This window comes from Sulfitobacter sp. TBRI5, assembly GCF_051013555.1.
Classification (GTDB): Bacteria; Pseudomonadota; Alphaproteobacteria; order Rhodobacterales; family Rhodobacteraceae; genus JL08.
Window position 1 is genome coordinate 2,700,326 of record NZ_CP112884.1, and the last position, 23,287, is coordinate 2,723,612.

Annotated in this window: 19 protein-coding genes, 1 tRNA gene, 1 pseudogene and 1 riboswitch; of the genes and pseudogenes, 12 read left to right on the forward strand and 9 right to left on the reverse strand. The window is 58.1% G+C overall.

Annotation, left to right across the window (positions count from 1 at the left end):
- Positions 1 to 6 precede the first annotated feature (6 nt).
- Positions 7 to 1,413, reverse strand: coding sequence for a sigma 54-interacting transcriptional regulator (locus OLX72_RS13645; protein ID WP_114870766.1), 1,407 nt, complete (start codon positions 1,411 to 1,413; stop codon positions 7 to 9).
- Positions 1,410 to 2,105, reverse strand: coding sequence for a PAS domain-containing protein (locus OLX72_RS13650; protein ID WP_205388950.1), 696 nt, complete (start codon positions 2,103 to 2,105; stop codon positions 1,410 to 1,412). Before OLX72_RS13650 ends, OLX72_RS13645 begins: the two co-directional genes overlap by 4 nt.
- A 329-nt stretch (positions 2,106 to 2,434) precedes the next feature.
- On the opposite strand from OLX72_RS13650, the pseudogene OLX72_RS13655 reads away from it, so the two are divergent.
- A pseudogene (locus OLX72_RS13655) lies at positions 2,435 to 2,524 on the forward strand (IS6 family transposase); the annotation flags it as partial.
- Here OLX72_RS13655 and OLX72_RS13660 read toward each other — a convergent pair.
- Together OLX72_RS13660 and OLX72_RS13665 are read right to left on the reverse strand one after the other, a co-directional pair.
- Positions 2,520 to 3,305 (reverse strand): hypothetical protein, encoded by a 786-nt coding sequence (locus OLX72_RS13660; protein ID WP_433988886.1) that lies wholly within the window; start codon positions 3,303 to 3,305, stop codon positions 2,520 to 2,522. The pseudogene OLX72_RS13655 and the gene OLX72_RS13660 sit on opposite strands and share 5 nt — an antisense overlap.
- Positions 3,302 to 3,625, reverse strand: a complete 324-nt coding sequence (locus OLX72_RS13665) for a hypothetical protein (protein ID WP_162798073.1) — start codon at positions 3,623 to 3,625, stop codon at positions 3,302 to 3,304. Before OLX72_RS13665 ends, OLX72_RS13660 begins: the two co-directional genes overlap by 4 nt.
- A gap of 246 nt (positions 3,626 to 3,871) precedes the next feature.
- Between OLX72_RS13665 and OLX72_RS13670 the strand changes: the two genes are divergently transcribed.
- Both OLX72_RS13670 and OLX72_RS13675 read left to right on the forward strand, forming a co-directional pair.
- Positions 3,872 to 3,997 carry a hypothetical protein gene (locus OLX72_RS13670; protein WP_302622774.1) on the forward strand — a complete coding sequence of 42 codons (126 nt, stop codon included), beginning with the start codon at positions 3,872 to 3,874 and terminating at the stop codon, positions 3,995 to 3,997.
- A gap of 19 nt (positions 3,998 to 4,016) precedes the next feature.
- Positions 4,017 to 4,988 (forward strand): glycosyltransferase family 2 protein, encoded by a 972-nt coding sequence (locus OLX72_RS13675; RefSeq protein ID WP_114870762.1) that lies wholly within the window; start codon positions 4,017 to 4,019, stop codon positions 4,986 to 4,988.
- A gap of 400 nt (positions 4,989 to 5,388) precedes the next feature.
- Here the strand turns inward: OLX72_RS13675 and OLX72_RS13680 are convergent.
- From OLX72_RS13680 to OLX72_RS13690, 3 genes are all read right to left on the reverse strand, one after another.
- A tRNA-Gly gene (locus tag OLX72_RS13680) sits at positions 5,389 to 5,463 on the reverse strand.
- A gap of 130 nt (positions 5,464 to 5,593) precedes the next feature.
- Positions 5,594 to 9,034: a pyruvate carboxylase gene (locus OLX72_RS13685; protein ID WP_114870761.1), complete on the reverse strand. Its 3,441-nt coding sequence runs from the start codon at positions 9,032 to 9,034 to the stop codon at positions 5,594 to 5,596.
- 183 nt (positions 9,035 to 9,217) lie between these two features.
- Positions 9,218 to 10,357, reverse strand: a complete 1,140-nt coding sequence (locus tag OLX72_RS13690) for an alpha-hydroxy acid oxidase (protein WP_114870760.1) — start codon at positions 10,355 to 10,357, stop codon at positions 9,218 to 9,220.
- A 108-nt stretch (positions 10,358 to 10,465) separates the two neighbouring features.
- Between OLX72_RS13690 and OLX72_RS13695 the strand changes: the two genes are divergently transcribed.
- Positions 10,466 to 12,865, forward strand: coding sequence for an ATP-dependent helicase (locus tag OLX72_RS13695; RefSeq protein ID WP_433988887.1), 2,400 nt, complete (start codon positions 10,466 to 10,468; stop codon positions 12,863 to 12,865).
- 39 nt (positions 12,866 to 12,904) lie between these two features.
- Here the strand turns inward: OLX72_RS13695 and OLX72_RS13700 are convergent, their stop codons facing one another.
- Positions 12,905 to 13,543: a sulfotransferase family protein gene (locus OLX72_RS13700; RefSeq protein ID WP_114872321.1), complete on the reverse strand. Its 639-nt coding sequence runs from the start codon at positions 13,541 to 13,543 to the stop codon at positions 12,905 to 12,907.
- 187 nt (positions 13,544 to 13,730) lie between these two features.
- Positions 13,731 to 13,930, forward strand: a riboswitch (cobalamin riboswitch).
- Positions 13,931 to 14,037: 107 nt separating this feature from the next.
- On the opposite strand from OLX72_RS13700, the gene OLX72_RS13705 reads away from it, so the two are divergent.
- Positions 14,038 to 14,316: a hypothetical protein gene (locus tag OLX72_RS13705; protein ID WP_433988888.1), complete on the forward strand. Its 279-nt coding sequence runs from the start codon at positions 14,038 to 14,040 to the stop codon at positions 14,314 to 14,316.
- Positions 14,317 to 14,559: 243 nt separating this feature from the next.
- On the opposite strand, the gene OLX72_RS13710 is transcribed toward OLX72_RS13705, so the two are convergent.
- Positions 14,560 to 14,727, reverse strand: coding sequence for a hypothetical protein (locus OLX72_RS13710; RefSeq protein WP_162798071.1), 168 nt, complete (start codon positions 14,725 to 14,727; stop codon positions 14,560 to 14,562).
- Between the two features lie 224 nt (positions 14,728 to 14,951).
- Here OLX72_RS13710 and OLX72_RS13715 point away from each other — a divergent pair, with 224 nt between their 5' ends.
- From OLX72_RS13715 to OLX72_RS13745, 7 genes are all read left to right on the forward strand, one after another.
- Positions 14,952 to 16,025, forward strand: a complete 1,074-nt coding sequence (locus tag OLX72_RS13715) for an Mrp/NBP35 family ATP-binding protein (RefSeq protein ID WP_114870757.1) — start codon at positions 14,952 to 14,954, stop codon at positions 16,023 to 16,025.
- Between the two features lie 679 nt (positions 16,026 to 16,704).
- Complete coding sequence (mraZ, locus tag OLX72_RS13720; protein ID WP_114870756.1) at positions 16,705 to 17,208, forward strand: division/cell wall cluster transcriptional repressor MraZ; 504 nt, start codon at positions 16,705 to 16,707, stop codon at positions 17,206 to 17,208.
- A gap of 4 nt (positions 17,209 to 17,212) precedes the next feature.
- Positions 17,213 to 18,214 carry a 16S rRNA (cytosine(1402)-N(4))-methyltransferase RsmH gene (rsmH, locus tag OLX72_RS13725; RefSeq protein ID WP_114870755.1) on the forward strand — a complete coding sequence of 334 codons (1,002 nt, stop codon included), beginning with the start codon at positions 17,213 to 17,215 and terminating at the stop codon, positions 18,212 to 18,214.
- A gap of 1 nt (position 18,215) precedes the next feature.
- A complete protein-coding gene (ftsL, locus tag OLX72_RS13730) occupies positions 18,216 to 18,560 on the forward strand; it encodes a cell division protein FtsL (protein WP_114870754.1) in 345 nt (114 codons plus the stop codon).
- Complete coding sequence (locus tag OLX72_RS13735) at positions 18,557 to 20,341, forward strand: peptidoglycan D,D-transpeptidase FtsI family protein (RefSeq protein ID WP_114870753.1); 1,785 nt, start codon at positions 18,557 to 18,559, stop codon at positions 20,339 to 20,341. Before ftsL ends, OLX72_RS13735 begins: the two co-directional genes overlap by 4 nt.
- A gap of 26 nt (positions 20,342 to 20,367) precedes the next feature.
- Positions 20,368 to 21,840, forward strand: a complete 1,473-nt coding sequence (locus OLX72_RS13740; protein ID WP_114870752.1) for a UDP-N-acetylmuramoyl-L-alanyl-D-glutamate--2,6-diaminopimelate ligase — start codon at positions 20,368 to 20,370, stop codon at positions 21,838 to 21,840.
- On the forward strand, positions 21,837 to 23,285 hold the full coding sequence (locus tag OLX72_RS13745) for a UDP-N-acetylmuramoyl-tripeptide--D-alanyl-D-alanine ligase (RefSeq protein WP_114870751.1): 1,449 nt from the start codon (positions 21,837 to 21,839) through the stop codon (positions 23,283 to 23,285). The genes OLX72_RS13740 and OLX72_RS13745 overlap by 4 nt, the downstream gene beginning before the upstream one ends.
- The last annotated feature ends 2 nt before the right edge of the window (positions 23,286 to 23,287 follow it).

Consider the following 23,287-nt stretch of genomic DNA (forward strand, 5'->3'; position numbering starts at 1 on the left):
TCTTTCTCATACTTTTTTCTCCCTGTCAGGTGATTGTTTTGATGAAGGTGCCTGTGTCGTAGGTGCGGTCTTGCGAACCACTGTTCCGATATCCACGCCAAGTGCCTTTGCGGCTTTTCGTTTCGATCCGTGAACCTGAATTGCCTTGTCGATCAGCGCCCGTTCGAAACGGCGCACCTCGCTGCGCAAATCCAGAGTTGCGGCCCCTGAGAGTTCCTGCATCGCGCTGTCATTCGGGATGCTCATCGGACTCAGCAAGTCGCCCATGATTTCATCTAGCCCGTCCGCATCGTCGATGAAGACGGCGATGCGCTGGACGATGTTGTGAAGCTCGCGAATATTGCCTGGAAAGCTGTAATCGCTCAGGATTTCGCGGATGCGCTGGGGAATGATCACCGGGGCATGACGGCGCTGGTTTATCGTTCTGGCGAACCGGTCGACTAGATGGTTCACCAGAGGCGCCAGATCACGCAGTGGCGGTACCTTCAGGTCGATGACCGCAAGACGGAAATAAAGATCCGACCGGAACTGGCCCTTTGCGACAAGTTCTTTCAAGTTCCGGTTGGTCGCGGCAATGATACGCGACTGCCGATGCCGCGAAGCGGGCTGATATTCATCCCGCCGTTTCCTGTCTTCCAGATACCCGATCAACCTGACCTGAACCGCTGGTGGCAATTCGGCGACCTCGTCCAAAAAAACGGTTCCCCCGTTCGTCTGGCCCAGAAAGCCTTGCGTTCGGTCGCCTGGGGTGCCGAATAGCATCTCGCTCAATTCCACCTCGCCGGCAGACGCGCAATTTACCAGGTAAAATGGATCGCGCGAGTCAGAGATCGAGTTGTGAAGGAACCGTGCTATTTCCGTTTTTCCGACCCCCGGTTCACCTGTTATCAGAACACGCGCGCCCTGTCGTGTGGCGCGCTCACCTCGATTAAGCAGGCGATTGATCTCGGGGCACAATTGGCGCTGCACTTGGAAATCCGGTCGGGTTCCTTCTGAGGACATAAACCGGGAAGCGCCTTCCTGTTTTGGATTGAAGACCCGGTTCTGCCGGTAAGCGAAGGCCTCAATGTCACGCAGCACGATCCAGCGAATTTCGCTTGAACCTGAGGCATGGCGGGTTGTCGCCATCAGTGGCTGACCCTCTGCTGCACGCACGGCGAAATCGCCGCTGCGGCCGGCCAATACTGCTGCGCGCAGGGCGCTCCAGCCATCGTTGTCCTTAGTGATCGAGCCGAGATCACCCAGATCAGCGTTCCTGCCAAACCGGAGCATTCTAGAGGCTTCCTTGTTGGCCGATACGATTGCGCCATCTGGCGCCAGTGCAATCAGCCCGTCACCCAGCGTATCAAGGCTAAACGCTGCGGCCTGATTGGTTGCGGCCGAGGATGCGGAATTTTCAGGTTGCTCGATCATGAGTGATGTACTTCTGCATCGTTTGGTTGCAGGCAAACCACGGCGCCACCAGATTTGCGCGCGGCGATATTCCAGCCAACCAGATTTTCTACGATTGTCTCGTCCTGTCCCGTCGCGATAACGCGGCGCACTGTATCCATTACGTCCGAGCTTTGAGTGTTCTGCGAAAGCGCCCCTGCAAGGAGGTTTTCCATCGGTATGCCAAGAAGTTTGCAGGCGGCAGGATTTACTGCAATGACCTCGGCAACTTCATTGAATGCAATTGCACCGCACGGCAAATCCATCAGGATGTTGAGCGCTTCGCTCAGCTCTTCCTGAATGGTTTCTTCGCGCAGGCGATGCTTGCCTACATTGCGGACGATCCCGAAAATGCGCAGCAGCTTACCGCCTTCAATATGCGCTCGGACATCATTTTCCACATATATTTGTACGCCATCGTAACGGGTATCAAGCGCCGGGCCAGCGTCCATTTCGAAGCCGTTATCGATCAGATTGCGAACGAATGCTTCGTTCTGTTCGTTCCACGGAAAAATTTCCGACGTCGGGCGCGAATTGAAATCTTTCTTTGGCTCCAGAAGATACAGGCGCGCCATGGCCGGATTGGTAAACCGCCAGAACGGGTCATTTTCGAAAACCTGTCTGACGATTTCCCGCTCCGGAGCGGTCAAATCGACGGGTTCGGAAAACTCCATACACCAGCAGGCATCATTCGAAGCTGAAATGATACCAGCAAGAATTTCTACGTCTAGCGTCGACGTGTTCGTCAAGGGATATGTAGCGGGGATTCGTTGTGATGCGATCATGCATCAAAGCTGCATTTATGCATCGCCGACGTCAACTGAAATGATCTGACCTCGTGAATAAAGTCGGTAAAGCACTGAAAGTGCACCGATGAAAAAGGCCGTCAGGCCGGAAATAGGTCTTGTTAGAAGGGTTTGAGTTGAGGCGGGCAGGGCGTTTCCGTGGTACTGTTAGAGCAAAATCGCTTGAGACGAGCAGGGCGGTTTTGTAGCCTCGTCGGATGACAAAACCTGATCCATTTCGCTATTTCAAAACGAGCCGAGAGATAATCCGCCTGGCGGTAATGCTGTATGTCCGACCCACGCTCAGTACCGGTGGGTTGTGATCTCGTCGTAAAGGCCGTCCCAGTCGGCATCATCTCCAGACCTGCGCAGCAGGGGCTCTGGAGCCCATCTTCTACTGTGCATGATCGATGATAAAGTTCCGACGCACGCCGCCAATTGGGGTAGATCGGCAATATCTGCCGACGGTGCGTCAATGATGCCGTCCAGCTCTGCGCGCAGAACAGGCAGGAGGGGGAGGTCGGGGGCTACCTTGTAACGTGCCGGCGATCGCGGATCATCGCGAGGCTCTGTCAGGATGCCGCTGACCTCTCCGGCGTGGAAGCTGCATGGATACTGGTCCGTTGGTCGCCGGTTAATCTCGACCGTTCCGTACGGGTGATCGATGCCCTGATAGGCGAGCATTGGCCGGTAGCGGCGATGGCTGAAGAGATCGACCTTTTCCTCCGATGCTGCGGCAACTGCGTTGCGCGTCCCGTTGAGCCGCTCGGGCTGTGCAGGGCCAATGGCGAGCATAATGGAACGAAGAGACGACCACACATCCCAGTTGAAATTGGATAGGGCGCGCACGGCCTCGCGCTGCGAAGTCATATCCTCGTCGAGCAAATGTGTCACGACGAAGACGTTCCTGCTTTCGCGGCTGTCACCACCGATCATTCCGGTCTCGTTGTGCTGCACATTCCGCTGCAGAGCCTGCAGCTGCCCGCCTGCGGCGACCAACCGGTCGTATCGCCAAAGCCAGAAACTGCCCAGAATGGGTATTTGAGTGGGGGCAACCCAGAGGCTTTTTACCACTGTGACTTCATTCATCCGGTCAACTCCTCATGGCTGGCCTGCAGTCTGTCGGGCCAGTTGTCACGCATCCGGGCAATGTGCGATTTGGTCCAAATCCGGTCCGCAACGGCAACGCCCATGCTGACCGAGTTCAGCACGTCGTCGAACTGGCTGATGCGGCTGTCGGGTTCGTCCACCAGGATGCGCCCGGAGCGGCTTATCTTGGTGCGAAGGCCATGAGCCTCCCTGATCAACGTATCACCGTGCTTGAGACCCTTGGGGATCACCAGCCTTTCGGCTTGGGATGCAGCGTCGAGGGCCGATAGGTGGCCCAGCTTGGATGCGAATAGTGTCATTAACGCCTGATCGAAGCGGTCACTCCTGCCGTCCTCTGATCCGGTGGCGATAAAACCGATCAGAACATTACTCCGGAATGTCTCCCGCGCGCGCTCAACGATGGCCCTGCCGAGACCGTTTGATCCTCCCCCTTTGAAGTGGTCCGCCCCCATAGTTAGGAAACGGAGGATCAAAGATGGGAATCAAGCGACACAAGCCGGAAGAGATTGTCACGAAGCTGCGGCAGGTTGAGGTGCTGTGCGGTGATGAACGCCATCTATGTGGACGAGATCCGGGGCGAACTGTCGGCTTTGGGTGTAAATGCATACGTGATTGCAGTGGGCGCGGCATTAGACGCCGTTTTTCTCGGCCAAGCTGTATCGCGAGACTGATCATGCAAGGATCTTTCAAATGAATGAAAACACGTCCCTTTCAGAACCGATCGTTTCCCTCGGCTTGCCCGTCTTCAATGGTGAAAACTATCTTGCCCAAACGCTGGACTCTATCCTTGCCCAGTCCTTCAAAGATTTCGAATTGATCATTAGTGACAATGCGTCGACGGATGCGACCCAGAGCATCTGTGAAAATTATGCAAGGAAAGATGATCGCATCCGATACATACGCCAATCGAAAAACCTGGGAGCCGCCGCGAATTATGACTTCACCTTTCACGAGGCAACGGGTGAGCTTTTCAAGTGGTGCGCTCATGACGATATACTGGGGCATGATTTTCTTAGATATTGCGTCGCACATCTAAACGAGCATCCCGAAAATGTTGGTGCGCTTCCACAAGATGTCCGTAAAATTGACCCAACTGGAAAGACACTCAGCCACGTCACCATCGATTTTTTCAGCTCTGATGACGTTAGTGATGCTAAGCGCTTTGCATTATTTGTGCCAAGGAGTAGACAGATTCACTGCGCGCCATTCTTTGCGCTATTTCGCCGTAAAGCGCTCGCGTGCACCAATCTTCATGGGAATTATCTAAGCAGCGATCGGGTGCTGATCGCCGAAATGCTGCTGCATGGGGGCATCGCTCTTCTGAAAAGTTCGGACTTTTCGTTCCGAGTACATGATCAGCAGTATAGTCAGCGGATGTCCGCAGGACAGGACTTTTGCATAGATTGGATAGATCCCAAAAAATCGGGCAGACGCGTGATGAAGCATTGCCGATATGTAGTTGAATTTGCGCGGTCGGTTAACAGAGCAGGGCTACCACTTAGAGATCGCATGGTTTGCTATGGTGGCGTCGCAAGACTTTTTTGGTCCACGCGTCGGCCCATAGCAAAGGAGCTGCTATTTCCATTCTACCGAAATGGAAATAGAACTAAGCTTCACACGCATATTCGAAGCCTAGTGAGAGGCTTTAAACTCAGAATTTGATCCGATGGAAAGTCGGCCCACTGACGCTGAATTTCCATAGTTGCGATGTCAAAATTAGATGGTTAAGTCTGCTGAAATGGGATCGGATCAGGGGACGAAACCCTATGGATGTCCCCGTTTGCTAAGTAGGGCTAAAGAACTCTCAACTGCAGCGAAGGACCGCTTCCCGCCCATGGATACGTGATGCCAATCGTAATCTTTTTTGGCAGAAAATTGCTCGTTTAGCAAAATCGGGCGTAGCTCAGGGGTAGAGCTATCGTGCCAAAGCCTTGCTTTGCGCACCTTGCCAAGCCAAACGTTCACAATCTCAACTGTGAACGCCAACGAAAAAAGTTGATTTCGCACAGCAATGCTGTGTAATTTCTACACAGCAAGTGCTTGTTTTGATTGAGTTTCCCATTGGAGCGGGCGAGGCGATTCGAACGCCCGACCCTAACCTTGGCAAGGTTATGCTCTACCCCTGAGCTACGCCCGCTTCCTTGGGTGAGGTTCAGATACTCACCACTGACGTGTCCTGCAAGAGGAAAATCGGCCTGACCGGCGAAAAAAGTGCTGCCCGGCGGAAAACCGGACAGCAGGGCGGCGCAACTTTGGCCGCGCGCCCTTTATTCCAGTTCGACCAGCAAATCCTTGGCGTCGATCTGCCCACCGGGTTGCACATGCACCGCCTTGATCACCGCGTCGCGTTCGGCGTGGATACCGGTTTCCATTTTCATCGCTTCGATGGTCAACAAAAGATCGCCGGCCTTGACGGGCTGTCCGGCGGTTACACCCACTGTGGCCACGACACCGGGCATCGGCGCGCCGATGTGGTTCTGATTGCCGCTTTCCGCCTTGGGACGCTGGATTGTTGATGCTTTGACCAGACGGTCCGGGACACGAATGACCCGTGGTTGCCCGTTCAGTTCGAAAAACACCTTGGCCTCGCCGTCTTCGTTGGTTTCGCCGACCGCCTGCAGGCGAATTTCCAGCGTCTTTCCGGGATCGATTTCGGCGCTGATTTCCTCGCCCGGTTGCATGCCGTAGAAAAACGTCAGCGTCGGCAGGGTGCGCACGGGGCCATAGATGCGATGGCGGCCCATGTAATCCAGAAACACCTTTGGATACATCAGATAGCCGTTCAGGTCTTCGTCATCGACAGGTTTGCCCTCAAGCTCGGCAATGACCCTGGCGCGGACCTGTTCCAGATCGACCGGGGGCAGGTGGCGGCCGGGGCGTTCGGTGTTGGGGCTTTCCGATTTCAGCACTTTCTTCACGATGCTATCGGGAAAGCCGCCGGGGGGCTGGCCCAGATTGCCGCGCATCATGTCGATTACGCTGTCGGGAAAGGCCACGTCGATATCGGGGTCTTCCACCTGCGCGCGTGTCAGGTTCTGGCTGACCATCATCAACGCCATATCGCCCACAACCTTGGAGGACGGGGTGACTTTGACAATATCGCCGAACATCTGGTTCACGTCGGCATAGGTCTGCGCCACTTCGTGCCAGCGTTCTTCCAGACCCAGCGAACGCGCCTGCGCCTTGAGGTTGGTGAACTGACCGCCGGGCATTTCGTGCAGGTAAACTTCTGACGCAGGCGCCTGCAGGCCGGATTCAAAGGCCGCGTATTGTCCGCGCACGGCTTCCCAGTAATTGCTGATCTCGCGGATGGCACCGATATCCAGACCTGTATCGCGACCGGTATGTTTCATTGCCTCAACCACGGAGCCAAGTGTCGGCTGGCTGGTGTTGCCGCTAAGCGCATCCATCGCGGCGTCAACCGCATCCACTCCTGCTGCCGCAGCGGCCATCACCGTTGCAATTGCAGCGCCGGATGTATCGTGGGTGTGGAAATGGATCGGCAGGCCGACCTCTTCCTTCAGGGCGGTGATCAGTTTGCCTGCGGCGGCTGGCTTGAGCAGTCCGGCCATGTCCTTGAGGCCCAGAACATGAGCGCCCGCATCCCGCAATTCCTTGCCCATCGCGACGTAGTATTTCAGATCGTATTTGGCGCGGTCCGGATCCAGAATGTCACCGGTGTAACAAATCGCACCTTCGCACAGTTTGTTGTTGTCCAGAACCGCATCCATCGCGACACGCATGTTTTCAACCCAGTTCAGGCTGTCGAACACGCGGAACACATCAACGCCGGTTTGCGCGGCCTGACGCACGAATTCCTGCACCACGTTGTCGGGGTAGTTGGTATAGCCCACCCCGTTCGAGCCGCGCAGCAGCATCTGGGTCATCAGATTGGGCATGGCTGCGCGCAGATCGCGCAGGCGCTGCCAGGGGCATTCCTGCAGGAACCGATAGGACACATCAAAAGTCGCACCGCCCCAGCATTCCACACTGAACAGTTGCGGCAGGTGTGCCGCATAGGCGGGCGCCACCTTGATCATGTCAATTGATCGCATCCGCGTGGCCAGCAACGATTGGTGCCCGTCGCGCATCGTTGTGTCGGTGATCAGCAGTTGCGGCTGGGCTGCCATCCAGTCGGCGACCGCTTGCGGGCCTTCGCGTTCCAGCAAGGTGCGGGTGCCTTCAGCCGGTTCATTGCGCGGCTGAACAGGGCGGGGCAGCTTGAGGTCAGGTGCCGGCTTGGGGCGCCCTTTGGTTTCGGGGTGCCCGTTGACGGTGATGTCGGCAATATAGGTCAGCACCTTGGTGCCCCGGTCGCGGCGTTTGTGGAACACAAACAGATCGGGTGTCTCGTCAATGAATTTGGTGTGGTATTCGTTGTTCAGAAATGTCGGATGTTTCAGCAGGTTCTCGACAAATGCGATATTGGTGCTGACGCCGCGAATACGGAACTCGCGCAGTGCGCGGTCCATCCGCGCAATCGCCATGTCGGGCGTCGGTGCCTTGGCCGTGATCTTGGTCAGCAGACTGTCGTAGTAGCGCGTGATCACGCCGCCAGCATAGGCCGTGCCGCCATCCAGACGGATGCCCATGCCTGTTGCCTCGCGATAGGCCGTGATGCGGCCGTAATCGGGGATAAAGTTGTTTTGCGGGTCTTCGGTGGTGATCCGGGTTTGCAGGGCATGGCCCGTCAGTACCACGTCGTCCTGACTGGGTTTGCCGGTTGCTTCGGCAATTGTCTTGCCTTCGGAAATCAGGATTTGTGCCTGCACGATGTCGATGCCGGTGACCTCTTCGGTCACGGTGTGTTCAACCTGAACGCGCGGATTGACTTCGATGAAATAGAACTGGCCATCGTCCATATCCATTAGGAATTCGACAGTGCCGGCACATTCGTAGTTCACGTGTTTGCAGATCTTGTAGCCCAGTTCGCAAATCTCACGGCGCTGCAATTCGCTAAGGTAGGGGGCGGGCGCACGTTCGACGACTTTCTGGTTGCGGCGCTGGACGGAACAATCGCGTTCGAACAGGTGATACATGCCGCCATGTTTGTCGCCCAGTATCTGAACTTCGACATGGCGCGCCTTGAGGATCATTTTTTCAAGATACCCTTCGCCGTTGCCAAAGGCGGCTTCGGCCTCGCGCCGGCCTTCGCGCACCTTTTCCTCGACTTCGGCTTCGGAATGGATCGGGCGCATGCCACGTCCGCCGCCGCCCCAACTGGCTTTGAGCATCAGCGGATAGCCGACCGCGGCCGCCTCGGCCTTGATCGCGGCCATGTCATCGCCCAGAACCTCGGTTGCGGGAATGACCGGCACGCCAGCCTCGATCGCAACGCGCCGGGCGCTGGCCTTGTCGCCCAAGGCCCGCATGGTTTCAGCGCGCGGCCCGATGAACGTGATGCCCGCCGCATCGCAGGCATCGACGAAATCGGGGTTTTCGGACAGCAGGCCATAGCCGGGATGGATGGCATCCGCGCCGCTGGCCTTGGCCACGCGAATGATCTCGGGGATGCTCAGATAGGCCGCGACCGGCCCCAGCCCTTCGCCGATCCGGTACGCCTCGTCCGCCTTGAACCGGTGCAGGCCCAGCTTATCCTCTTCCGCGTAGACGGCGACCGTTTTCTTGCCCATCTCGTTGGCGGCGCGCATGATGCGGATGGCAATTTCGCCGCGGTTGGCGATCAGGATTTTGCGGAAATCGGTCATGGCGGCCTCTGGCTGGCGTGAAATCACGTTTTGTCTAGGAAGTTTCTGCAGGTGCGTAAACACGTAGTTCTGGGTAGATGTGGCATGATTGCGCTAGCAATGCTGCAATCAGATGCGACTTGCAGGCCCGCAAAAACGAAATGCCCCGTTTGCCAGGACATTTGACGCCTCCGGCGGCCGTATTCAGGGCAAAAAGAAAGGCTTGGGCAGGGTGTTCAGATCGCGCGCGCCGATCTGTCCCATATTGGCGGCCATATCCTTGGCCAGCATATCGACCAGATGCGCCGGCCCCGGGGCGCCAAGGGCGGCAAGGGCGAAATGAAAGGCACGCCCCAGCATCACGAAATCCGCACCAAGTGCGAGTGCGCGCAGGATATCCAGCCCGCCTTCGATGCCGCTGTCAAAAATGATCGGCAGGCCGGTTGCGGCCCGCAGGGCGGGCAGCGCTTCGATCGCGGCAGGCGCGGCATCGAACTGTCGCCCCGCGTGGTTTGATACCCAAAGCGCGTCGATGCCGGCGCTTTCCAGTTTCGGGGCGTCATCAGCGCTCAAGACGCCCTTGATCACGAACGGGCCGTCCCAGGCATCGCGCAGCCACTTGACATAATCCCAATCGGGCGCGGTGCGCAGCAGGTATCCGATATGGGCCGTGGGGGGCAGATTGCCGACATTGCCGGTGCTGTATTTGTCGAGCATGCGCATATGCGGCATGCCGCGCCGGGCCATGCCCATTGCCCAGGCAGGGCGCATCGCGACCTGTGCCAGAAGGCGGGGCGTCAGGCGGGGCGGCTGGGTCAGGCCCGAGCGCGTCTGGCGTTCGCGCCGGCTGGCCACGGGCACATCGACGGTCAGAACCAGTGTCTTGAAACCGGCCTCTCTGGCGCGGTTCAGCATGTCGGTGCGAATATCCTCGTCACGGGGGGGATACATCTGAAACCAGCCATGCGCACCCAGATGGGGCGCAAGGTCTTCGGGCATCTGGCTGGCCACGGTGGACAGGGTGTAGGGTATGCCTGCCTGCGCTGCGGCGCGGGCCAGATGGCCTTCGGCGTCCGGCCAGATCAGACCGGACATGCCGACCGGCGCAATCCCGAAGGGCAGGGGATGGGTTTCGCCCAGAAACGTTCTGGTCAGGTCAGGGGTGAATTCGCCATGCAGAATCGAGGGGTTGAACAACACCTTGTCCAGCGCGGTGCGATTGCGGGCCTTGGTGGCTTCCTGCCCGGTGCCGCTGTCAAGATATTCCCATACAAATCTGGGAACGCGCCGTTGTGCGCGCTGTTTCAGATCGAACAGTCCGGGATAGGTGCTGTGCAGGTTCATGCCGGTATGTGACTGAGTTCACATGGGTTTGTCGAGTCCGTCATTTAATGGGGAACATTGTGTGAACGTGTCTTTATCTTGGAGGCATCGCGCGCTAGATTGGCAGCCATGAGCAGTTTTGACGAAGCCGACGCCTTTGAGAGCGCATCCCTGTCCGCACGCGCGATGGCCGCGCGCCCGCAGCCTTATCTGGAGGGGCTGAACCCGGAACAACGTGCGGCCGTTCTGGCGCTTGAGGGTCCGGTGCTGATGCTGGCGGGGGCGGGCACCGGCAAGACCAAGGCCCTGACCGCACGGATTGTACATCTGCTGAACACCGGCACCGCCCGCCCGAACGAGATTCTGGCCGTGACCTTTACCAACAAGGCCGCGCGCGAAATGAAGAACCGCGTTTCGGGCATGCTGGGACAGACCGTCGAGGGCATGCCCTGGCTGGGAACGTTTCATGCGATCTGCGTGAAACTGCTGCGTCGGCACGCAGAACTTGCGGGCCTGAAAAGCAATTTCACCATACTGGACACCGACGACCAACTGCGCCTTGTTCGCCAGATACTAGACGCGGAGAAAGTTGATCGAAAAAAATGGACGGACCGTTGGTTTCTCCTTCACATCGAAAATTACAAAAACAGAGCGGAGTCGGCCGAAAGAGTTGGCGCGGGAAACGGAAAACGCGCCGATCGAATTCCCGGTGCCGCAGCGGATGGTACTGGGTTTCAACGTTCAGTAGGTGATGTGTATATCCAGTACCAGACCCGCCTGCGCGAGCTGAATGCTGTGGATTTCGGCGATCTGCTGCTGCATGTCGTCACGATATTCCAGACCCACGAAGACGTTTTGAAACAGTACCAGCGCTGGTTCCGCTATATTCTGGTGGACGAATATCAGGACACCAACGTGGCGCAGTATATGTGGCTGCGCCTGCTGGCGGCGGATCACAAGAACATCTGCTGCGTGGGGGATGACGATCAGTCGATCTATGGTTGGCGCGGGGCCGAGGTGGGCAATATCCTGCGGTTTGAAAAGGATTTTCCGGGCGCGCATGTGGTGCGGCTTGAGCAGAACTATCGCAGCACCCCGCATATTCTGGGTGCTGCATCGGGCGTGATTTCGGGCAACAAGGGCCGTCTGGGAAAAGAGCTTTGGACAGAGGCCGGAGAAGGCGAAAAAGTACGCCTGATCGGCCACTGGGATGGCGAGGAAGAGGCGCGCTGGATTGGTGACGAGGTCGAGGCGATGCAACGCGGCACGCGCGGCCATGCGCCGGTATCGCTGGATGATATGGCGATCCTTGTGCGGGCCAGCCACCAGATGCGCGCCTTTGAAGACCGGTTTCTGACCATCGGATTGCCCTATCGCGTGATCGGCGGGCCGCGGTTTTACGAGCGGATGGAAATCCGCGATGCGATGGCCTATTTCCGGGTTGTCACCAGCCCGGACGACGATCTTGCTTTCGAGCGGATTGTGAATACCCCCAAGCGCGGGCTTGGCGACAAGGCCCAGCAAATCATTCAGGTAACGGCGCGCGAGAATGGCGTGTCTCTGGTCGAGGGCGCGCGTCTGGCCGTTGACGCGGGGCAGATCAAGGGCAAGGGCGGTTCCGAGCTCGTCAAACTGATCGACGGGTTGGCGCGCTGGTCACGGATGGCGGACGCGCCGGACATCAGCCATATCGAACTGGCCGAGATTATTCTGGATGAAAGCGGCTATACCGGCCATTGGCAGAACGACAAGACACCCGAGGCTCCGGGGCGGCTGGAAAACCTCAAGGAACTGGTCAAGGCGCTGGAGCAGTTTGAAAACCTGCAAGGGTTTCTGGAACATGTCAGCCTGATCATGGACAATGAAAGCGAAGAGGGCGGTGCAAAAGTCAGCATCATGACCCTGCATGCCGCCAAGGGGCTGGAGTTTCCGGCCGTGTTCCTGCCGGGATGGGAGGATGGTCTGTTTCCCTCGCAACGGTCGATGGATGAAAGCGGTGTGAAGGGATTGGAGGAAGAGCGGCGGCTGGCCTATGTCGGGATAACCCGTGCAGAAGAGCTTTGTACCATTTCGTTTGCTGCCAACCGGCGGGTATACGGGCAATGGCAGTCTTCTATGCCGTCCCGCTTTATCGATGAATTGCCGCAAAAGCACGTTGAAGTGCTGACCCCGCCTGGATTGTACGGCGGCGGGTACGGGGCGGCGGGCATGGCGCAGGAACAGCCGGTACACTCCAGTCTGGCAGAAAACGCGGCGCAGGCGGATGGCTATAATTCACCCGGATGGCGGCGTTTGCAGGCGCGGGCATCACAGCGCCCGATGTCGCAGCCCAAGGAAACCCGCAACACGGTGATCGACCTTCAGGCGGTGTCCAGTTTTATGATCGGCGAACGGGTGTTCCACCAGAAATTCGGTTATGGCGCCATCATCGGGATCGAAGGCGACAAGCTTGAGGTCGCGTTTGAAAAGGCGGGCACGAAAAAGGTCGTTGCCAGCTTTGTGTCAGCTAGCGACGACATTCCGTTTTAAGGGGCGCCAGACACTTGCTGCCCGGCAATCAAACGGATGCTAGGTGTCGGGCTCTCCGCCCAGACGATCCCAGAAATCCGCGCGCACGTTCTGATGCGGAAACGGCGTGTCGGGAACCGGCACATCCAGAAACGCGCACAAAGGCTCCCAGCCTTCGGCGACATCAAAAACCAGCAAACGTTCCGGCGGGATAGCGGCCATTACGTCTTCTGTCCTCTGGCGGTAGGCGGCCAGTAACCCTTCCTGATCGTCAAGGCGGGTTTTGAATGTTTCGGTTGTGATCAGGTGAGATGTTGCATCCATCATATCTTTGATGTGGGGCGGCAATTCCATCGTCTGATAGGTGTACATCAGCTTGCCGATGGTGCGCGAAAAACTTTTGACCCAACTGGCTTCGGGGCGGCGCGTGTGCAGAACCTTGGCATCGGGAAAAGCCGTGGCCAGTTCCCGCCAGACATGCGCGCCGGGCCAATCCACCTGTGACGTATAACCGTGAAACACCGTATTCCAGTCAACCGGACGACCCGCTGCAATATCCTGCCAAAAGGCGACCTGCGGCGGGTTTTCGATCACTTCGTACATGTGATGGCAAGGGCCGAAGCCCAATTGTTCCAAGGCATCCTTGGCCGATTTGGTTCCTGTGCGGCCAAATCCGGAACCGATTACTTTGAGTGCCATCCTGAAATTCCTTTTTGAAAAAAGGGCCGCGGTGCGCCCCAGTGTTTCCAGTAAAACCACAAATGTCAGGGCTGTCCGGTAAGTTTTCAACTGTTTTCTACTTGCCAACGGATTGATCCGGTCACGCGCGGGTGACGGAAACGGGACAGGTGGCTTCGGTTTTGGCGTTGCGCCCCAGCGACGTGATGATAGCCTGTCGGTCCAAGGTGCCGCAGACAAAGCGGAGAATTGGGAAGCCGGTGCGAATCCGGCGCTGCCCCCGCAACGGTGAGGGCGGGATGAGACAGGCAAAAGCCACTGGGCCACTGAGGTCTGGGAAGGCGCCTGATCATGGCAGAAATGCCGCCCGCCCCAAGCCCGGAAACCAGCCTTGGATGTACGTCAAACCGCGGGTGGCGGTCTGGGCGGTGGTGCGCCCGGATAGGCGTGTCACGGTCCTTTCTTGCCCTTCGCATCCTAACAAAGGCCACGGGGCGTGGCAGAAAGGCAAGATCATGGGTTTCGCACGAATCCTGCAGGGGCTGGACACCATCACCGCGGAAGGCGCACGCGCCGAACAGGCCGCGCGTCTGGGCTTTCTTGAATGGGCGCTTGGCCTGGACAGGGGCGCAAAGGATGCCGCTTGCGCGGCTTTGGACGGGTTAAACTCGGGCCAGCGCCATAGTGTGGCAGCTGAAACCTTTGTGGGTTTCGTACGTACCGTGGCAACGACAGATGCCGCGCGCCCGTTACGGCGCGGCGGTGCATCTGCGCGCCGCAAAACGTTTCACTGACCTGATTTCAAAGAAAAAAGCGGCAGCACCAGGGAGGAGGAGAGGTGCTACCGCTCATTTCACGTACCAGCCCCAGGGAGGAGGAGAGGGACCGATACGATGCGGTGTCACACCCGAAGGTGCGCGAATAAAAGGTGCGGCGACATCAGGGAGGAGGTCGATGCCGCCGCCAATCACAGACCCTCCAGGGAGGAGGAGAGGAGAGCCTGATCTCAAAATTCGGGACCCGAAGGTCTTTGGTTGTTAGAGGTGTTGACCCCTGAAAATCAGCCCACCCAGACCCAACTGGGCCAATGCAATTGCTCCGATCGCCTGAACGTCCTGTGTCGTGCGGCGCAATTTGCGCTGCGACCACGGGGCGGCGCGCCAGAATGACCAGCCGGTCAGCGGAATGTAACGAACGTTTCTCATCTTGCACCTCTGTGCGGTGGCGGGTGTTTCATCTGTTGGGTTAAAGATAGGGAAATGCTGCACGTGCACAATGGTTTTTTGCCTCAATGCTGCTATGCAGCAATTGCATAGGCTGCACGCCCAGAATTGAGGCAGCGAAAAGCCCTGTTGCGCGTTTTGAAGGCACGCCTTGAGATTTCGCAAAAAGCTGCCACCTATTGCAGCAACAAGAGGAGAGATTGAGCATGGCCGTGACGAAGCAGATTATCGAAGACACTTTGGCACGCCTTGCCTTGCCCGACGGCGGCACCCTGATCAGCCGCGATATGATTCGTGCGCTGGCAATCGAAGGGGGAGCAGTGCGGTTTGTGATCGAGGCGCCAAGCCCCGAGATCGCGCAACAGATGGAACCCTTGCGCGCCGCCGCTGCCAAGCTGGTTGAAGACCTGGACGGAGTGACTTCTGTTTCCGTGTTACTGACGGCCCACGGACCAGCCCCCAAGGCCCCTGCCGCGCCCAGCCTGAAAATCGGCGGCCATCCCAAGCCGCAGGACGGACCGACCAAACCATCGGGTGTTGACCGGATACTGGCCATCGGTTCGGGCAAGGGCGGTGTCGGTAAATCAACCGTGTCCTCAAACCTTGCCGTGGCGCTGGCGCGGGCAGGGCGCAAGGTGGGGCTGCTGGATGCGGATATCTATGGCCCCAGCCAACCGCGCATGATGGGGGTCAACAAACGCCCCGCATCTCCGGATGGAAAGACTATTATCCCGTTGCATGCGCACGGCGTTACACTGATGTCGATCGGTTTCATGCTGGAAGAAGGCAAGGCCGTGGTCTGGCGTGGCCCCATGCTGATGGGAGCCTTGCAGCAAATGCTGGGTCAGGTCGAATGGGGCGAACTCGATGTGCTGATCGTCGATCTGCCGCCGGGAACGGGTGATGTTCAGCTGACATTGTGCACCAAATCGCAGGTTACGGGCGCGATTGTGGTCAGCACGCCGCAGGATGTGGCGTTGATTGATGCCCGTAAGGCGCTTGATATGTTTGATACTCTGAAAACGCCGGTTCTGGGCCTGATCGAGAATATGTCGATGTTTGTGTGTCCTGATTGTGGATCAGAGCATCGGATCTTCGGGCAGGGCGGCGTGGCAAGCGAGGCTGAAAGGCTGGGTGTTCCATTGCTGGGGGCATTGCCGATTGATCTGGAGACGCGTCTTGCCGGTGATGGTGGCACACCGATCGCAGCCGGTGACAGCGCGGCCGCGCAAGCCTATGCAAAGATCGCCGAAGGGCTGATCAAGGGCGGCATGGCCTGATTGCACTGAAACGGGGTACCCGCCGGCGTTCCAAACTTACGGGAATTGATGGGACGCAGTGCGCGCAACCGTTCTAAAAGCGCGAATCAATCAGTGATTCAGCTGAATTTCGTCAGGATTCGCGGGTAATTTCCTCTACGTTTGGTGGAACAAAGCAAAAACATCGACGGCAGCTCCAATTTTGATCGAAAAAAATGGGAATTTGTGGGAAGAATACGCGCTTTCGCATTATCTACCAGATATAGTGCTCGGAAATCCATAAATCGCAATTGAATGTGTCGAAAGGTCCAATTTTCGCACCATATCTTGTCTTTTCGGTGCGCTGAAAACAAGATTTAGCAGTGATTTCCCATAAAAAACTGTTGCCTCCCATGAATTCCCATCTTATCCATAATGCATGAGATGAGAACGAGACAGCAGGGGCGCTAAACGACCCCGAACACAAAAAACTCTAGCAGGTTTCATACAGGTACCTCGCTTTCATCTAATTGAAGATCCGGCGCGCGGGCGAGCAGACATCCCCCCAGGTGGCGCGCGCAGCTGGACATCCCGCGAAAGCGGACGAGGGCGGCAGGTTGATCAGTGGCAGCAGATCAACCTGCCGTTTCCACATTCTGGGGACGAAAATTCAGCGCTGTTTCAAGTTTTTTGGGGTGGCGTAATGTGAGGGACCAGTAAGTTGGGTCGCAGATTCAGAGGCGAAAGCCATCACAAGGTGGATGCGAAGGGCAGGGTGTCTATCCCGGCCTCGTTTCGTCGTGTGATCGAAGCGTCTGATCCGAACTGGACCGATGGTCTTAATCCCGAACTGGTGATCGTATACGGCGATCATCGTCGCAATTACCTGGAATGCTACACAATGGAGGCGATCGACGAGGTCGATGCCAAGATTGATGCGTTGCCGCGCGGCTCAATGGAGCGCAAGATGTTGCAGCGCCTGTTCCACGGACAGTCTTTTCCGACAAACATAGACGAGACCGGCCGTCTGGTTCTGCCCGCAAAACTGCGCCAGAAAATCGCGCTTGATGCAGAGGCATTTTTCATCGCGGCGGGCGATACGTTCCAGATCTGGAAGCCCGAGACCTACGAAACCGAAGAGTTGGCCAAAACCGAAGACTGGCTGGACGAATTGCCGGACGATTTCGATCCGCTGGTTTATCTGGATGGTCCAAAGGGGGATTAAGGTTATGGCTGCTGCGGCCCGCCCCGATCAGACTGCCCCGCACACCCCTGTTTTATTGCGCCCCTTGCTGGCGGCAGTCGCCCCGGTGACAGGAACCTGGCTTGACGGCACATTCGGCGCGGGTGGCTATACGAAAGGTTTGCTGGATGCAGGTGCCGCGCGTGTCATCGCGGTGGATCGTGACCCGCTGGCCTTTGAAATGGCGCAAAGCTGGGCCGCGGACTACAGCGGGCGCATCGTGATGCAGTTGGGTGTGTTTTCGCGCATGGACGAATATGCGACCGGCCTAGATGGCGTGGTGCTTGATCTGGGCGTGTCGTCAATGCAGCTTGATCAGGCTGATCGCGGGTTTTCGTTCATGAAGGATGGCCCGCTGGATATGCGGATGTCGCAAAGCGGGATATCTGCGGCCGATATCGTCAATACGGCCGACGCAGAAACGCTGGCAGATATTCTTTTTCATTACGGTGAAGAACGCGCCAGCCGCCGGATCGCGGCGGCCATTTTACGCGCCCGGGCCGAGGCGCCGATCACGACCACGCTGCGCCTTGCCGGAATAATCGAAAGCTGTCTGCCGCGCGCCAAACCGGGCCAGTCGCATACCGCGACACGCAGTTTTCAGGCGCTGCGCATCGCGGTAAATGATGAATATAAAGAGCTTTTTCAGGGGCTTATGGCCGCAGAGCGTGTATTGCGCCCCGGTGGGCAGTTGGCGGTTGTCAGTTTTCATTCCATCGAAGACCGGATGGTCAAACGGTTCTTGCAGGCGCGTTCCGGCGGGGGTGGCCGTGCAAACCGCTATGCGCCCGAAACAGTGGCTGATGCGCCTCATTTTACCCAGAAAACCCGCAAGGCCATTGGACCTGATGCGCAGGAACTGGCGGAAAATCCGCGCGCGCGTTCTGCGAAATTGCGTGTTGCTGTCCGTACTGATGTGCCGTCAGACAGCGGGACGCAACCGGATGAAAAATCAATTGGCATGCCGATGTTAAAGGATACGAAGTAAGATGCGCAGTTTCATGTTTTTGCTGACAGCGATGGCGGTGATCGCGATGGCGTTCTGGGCTTATCGCGAAAATTATTCGACGCAGCGTGCGCTCAGCGAAACCACCCGTTTGCATAAGGAAATCGGTGAAACCCGCGCGCGGCTGGCTGTGCTGCGCGCCGAATGGGCCTATCTGAACCGGCCCGACAGGCTGCGCGAGTTGACGGAAATCAACTTTGACCGTCTGGGCCTGCTGCCGCTGCGGCCAGACCAGTTTGGCAAGGTTGATCAGGTTGGCTATCCGATGCCCGAAGCATTGCCGATCAGCAATGCGATCGACGTGGCAAATACGGAGGAGACACAGTGATCCGTACGCCGCTTCGTCCGCTTGCCCGTATCCTGGAGGCCCGCAAAAAGGGGGAAAACCCCGACGCGATCGAGCGCGAGAATATTCGCATTCGCCACGAACAGATACGTGACAAGGCGCGCGCCCGTGCCGAAGGGCGGCTTCTTGTGCTTGGTGTGTTCTTTTTCTGCGCATTTGCCGTTGTCGGTGCGCGTATGGGGATGCTGGCCACCAGCGACCCCACCGAACCTCTTGCCAGCGCAACCGGCGCTGCCATCAACGCAAGCCGCGCCGATATCGTAGACCGGCATGGCCGCATTCTGGCGACGAATTTCGATACCTATTCGCTTTACGCCCAACCGCCGCACATGGTGGACAAGGTTGCGGCCGCCGATGCGCTTGTCGCCATTTTCCCCGATCTGGATCGTGAACGGCTTAAGCGCCAGTTCACCGGAAACCGCAAATTTGTCTGGATCAAGCGCAAGATCAGTCCGGAACAAAAACAGGCGGTTCATGATATCGGCGATCCCGGCCTGTTATTCGGCCCGCGCGAGATGCGGCTTTATCCCAATGGCAAGCTGGCAGCGCATGTGCTGGGCGGTGCGTCTTTCGGAAAAGAGGGTGTCAATGCAGCCGAAGTGATCGGCGTGGCCGGTGTCGAGAAATATTTTGACAGCTATTTGCGCGATCCGGCCCGGCAGGGCGCACCGCTGGAACTGTCGCTGGATCTGACCATTCAGGCGGCATCCGAACGGGTGTTGTACGGCGGCATGAAATTGATGAATGCCAAGGGCGCAACCTCCATCCTGATGGATGTGCACACAGGCGAAGTGATTTCGGTTGTATCGCTGCCCAGCTTTGATCCCAACGACCGGCCAAGACCGCCGACATCGGGTGACCCGTCCGACAGCCCGCTGTTCAACCGTGCGGTGCAGGGTGTCTATGAACTGGGATCGGTGTTCAAGATTTTCACCACTGCGCAGGCGATGGATCTGGGGCTGGTCAATCCGGCGACGATCATCGACATTCGTGGGCCGCTGCAATGGGGCAAGTTCCGAATTCGGGATTTTCGCAATTACGGCAAGGAATTGTCGGTCACGAACATTATCGTCAAATCGTCCAACATCGGCACTGCCCGTCTGGCACAGCAGATCGGTGCAGGCCGGCAGCGCGAATTCATGCAGTCGCTTGGCATGCTGGAGGCAACACCGTTCGAAATCGTCGAAGCGCAGGGCGGCCAGCCTCTGTTGCCAAAGAACTGGTCTGAACTGAGCACGATGACCATATCCTACGGTCATGGCCTGAGCACGAGCCCGATGCATCTGGCGGCGGGATATGCGGCCATCGCAAATGGCGGACATTACGTGAAACCGACGATCCTTAAACAAAGTGGTCCGGTTTCGGGGCCACGCGTGATTTCCGAACAGTCCGCCGCCGCATCGCGCATGATGCTGCGTCAGGTTGTAACCGAAGGCACCGCCAGTTTCGGCGAAGTGCCGGGCTATGCGGTTGGTGGGAAAACCGGCACTGCGGACAAGCCGAAGGCGCGCGGTGGCGGCTATTATGAAAACAAGGTGATCGCGACATTCGCCAGCATCTTTCCCGCGCACGATCCGAAATACGTCCTGATTGTTACGCTGGATGAACCGTCTGAAAATTCCGGCGATGAACCACGCCGCACCGCAGGCTGGACAGCGGTGCCTGTCGCGGCGGAAATGATTGGTCGCATTGCCCCGCTTTTGGGCTTGCGACCCAATATTGAACCCGGGAAGCTGGCTGGTATAACGCTGACATCGAATTAGGGAAGACCGCTTTGGGGGCAGGGCCGATGAGCAAAACACTGGCTGCGTTGGGCCTGACAGCACCCGGAGGACGGGATGTTGCAATCACCGGATTGAGCGTCGACAGCCGCGATGTGAAGCCGGGCCATCTGTTTGCAGCACTTCCCGGTTCAAAAATGCATGGCGGGGAATTCATTCAATATGCCTTGCGAATGGATGCGGCCGCGATCCTGACGGATCCCGAAGGGGCTGCGATTGCCAAGAACGAACTGGATGCATCTGATGCGATTCTGATCGTAACGGAAGACCCGCGCCAAACGCTTGCCTATGCCGCCGCCCTGTGGTTCGGCGCACAACCTGCGACAATGGTTGCGGTGACAGGAACGAATGGCAAGACATCCGTGGCCAGTTTCGTGCGCCAGATCTGGGTGGAAATGGGATACAGCGCCGTCAATCTGGGGACGACCGGTGTCGAGGGAAGCTGGACCGCGCCTTTGGCGCACACAACGCCCGAACCGATCACCTTGCACCGCGCGCTGGCCGAGGCGGCGAAAAACGGTGTCACACATGCAGCAATGGAGGCGTCAAGCCACGGGCTGGATCAGCGCCGGCTTGACGGGGTTCATCTGCGAGCGGCCGGATTTTCCAATTTTTCGCAGGATCATCTGGATTACCACAACACGTTCGAAGAATATTTCGCCGCCAAGGCGGGCCTGTTCCGCCGCGTGTTGCCCGAAGACGGCAGCGCCGTGATCAATATCGATGATCCCAAGGGCGTTGATATGCTGGCGATTGCAACAGCGCGTGGTCACGATGTGATCAGTGTGGGGCGCGATGGCGGTGATATTCACATTCAGGGCCAGCGGTTTGATGCGACAGGGCAGGATGTCCGGTTTTCCTATCAGGACAAGGTGCATCAGATCAGGCTGAACCTGATCGGCGGCTTTCAGGCCGACAACGTGATGCTGGCGGCGGGCCTTGTGATGGCGTGCGGCGAAGAGCCAGCGCGTGTGTTTGAAACACTCGAACATCTGGTCACGGTGCGCGGGCGCATGCAGCTTGTGGCGACGCGTGACAATGGCGCGTCTGTCTTTGTCGATTTTGCACATACGCCCGATGCGATTTCCACGGCGCTTCAGGCGTTGCGCCCGCATGTGCTGGGACGTCTGATTGCGATTGTCGGGGCGGGCGGGGATCGTGATGCAACCAAGCGCCCGTTGATGGGGCGGGCGGCGTCGGAACACGCCGATCTGGTGATTGTGACAGATGACAATCCGCGCAGCGAAGACCCCGAGATTATCCGTTCCGAGGTTTTGCTGGGCGCGCCGGACGCAACCGAAATCGGTGATCGTGCCGAAGCGATCCTGCGCGGGGTCGATGCGCTGGGGCCGGGCGATGCGCTGCTGATCTGTGGCAAGGGGCATGAAACCGGACAGATCGTCGGGGATGACGTTCTGCCTTTTGATGATGCCGAACAGGCCAGCGTCGCTGTGGCTGCTTTGGACGGGCGGCTGGCATGACGCTTTGGACCGCGCAGCAGGCAGAGGATGCAACGGGTGGAACATCCACAGCCGATTGGTCCACGTCGGGTGTGTCCATCGATACCCGCAGTTTACAGCCCGGTGATTTGTTTGTGGCCTTGCAGGCTGCGCGCGACGGGCATGAATTTGTAGCGCAGGCGTTCGAACGTGGCGCTGCGGCGGCCCTTGTCAGCCATGTGCCGGACGGTGTGCGCCCGGATGCGCCATTGCTGATCGTGCCGGACGTGTTGCAGGCACTGGTTGCACTGGGGCAGGCAGCGCGCGCGCGCACCAAGGCCCGCGTTGTGGCGATCACCGGATCGGTTGGCAAAACATCGACCAAGGAGATGGTGCGGGCCATGCTGGCAAGTCAGGGTAAGGTTCATGCCGCCGAGGCCAGTTACAACAATCACTGGGGCGTGCCGCTGACGCTGGCGCGGATGCCGCAGGACAGTGATTTTGCCGTGATCGAAATTGGAATGAACCATCCCGGCGAGATTGCTCCGCTGGCGCGTATGGCGCGACCGGATGTGGCGCTGATTACCACAATTGCCGCTGCCCATCTGGAAGCGTTCGACAATATTGACGGGATTGCCCACGAAAAGGCCGCGATCATGGACGGATTGGGCGAAGGGGGCATCGCGGTCTTGAACGCTGATGTGGAGCAGATCCCGATCCTGCGTGAAAAGGCGGTGAACGTTGGTGCGCAAATCATTGAATTTGGTGAAAAAGCATCTGATTACCATCTGGACGACGTGATCCTGAGCAATGAAACAACCGTGGTCAAAGCCACCGCTTTTGGCGTGCCTGTGCTGTTCCGTATCCAGACAGCCGGGCGTCATTTTGCAATGAACGGGCTGGGCGCTTTGGCGGCGGCACAGGCATTGGGGGCCGATCTGGCGATGTCGGCGCAGGGTTTGGGGCGCTGGCATCCCTATAAGGGGCGCGGCGCACGGGAAAAGATCGTTCTGGATCCTGTCGAAACGGATCAGGTACTGGACCTGCTGGACGATTCATACAATGCCAATCCAACCTCACTGGCCGCAGCACTTGAAGTGCTGGCGGTTGCGCAAGTGCATAACGGGTTGGGCCGCGTGGCCCAGGGGCGGCGCATTGCCTTTCTGGGCGACATGAAGGAACTGGGCTCGAACGAGGCGGAGTTGCACCGCGATATCGCCACCCTGCCAGCGCTGTCGCAGATTGACCGCGTGCACTGCATCGGCCCCTTGATGAAGCATCTTTATGCGGCCTTGCCCGATCACCAGCGCGGTGTCTGGGTGGAAACCAGTCGGGCGCTGCTGGACGATGGCCTGCGCCGTCATCTGGACAGCGGCGATGTTGTGCTGGCCAAGGGGTCATTAAGCATGAAACTGGGCCTGATCGTTGACGCCATCCGAAAAATGGGCCATGCGCTCCCACAGGACGAGACACAAGATGATGAGTAGGG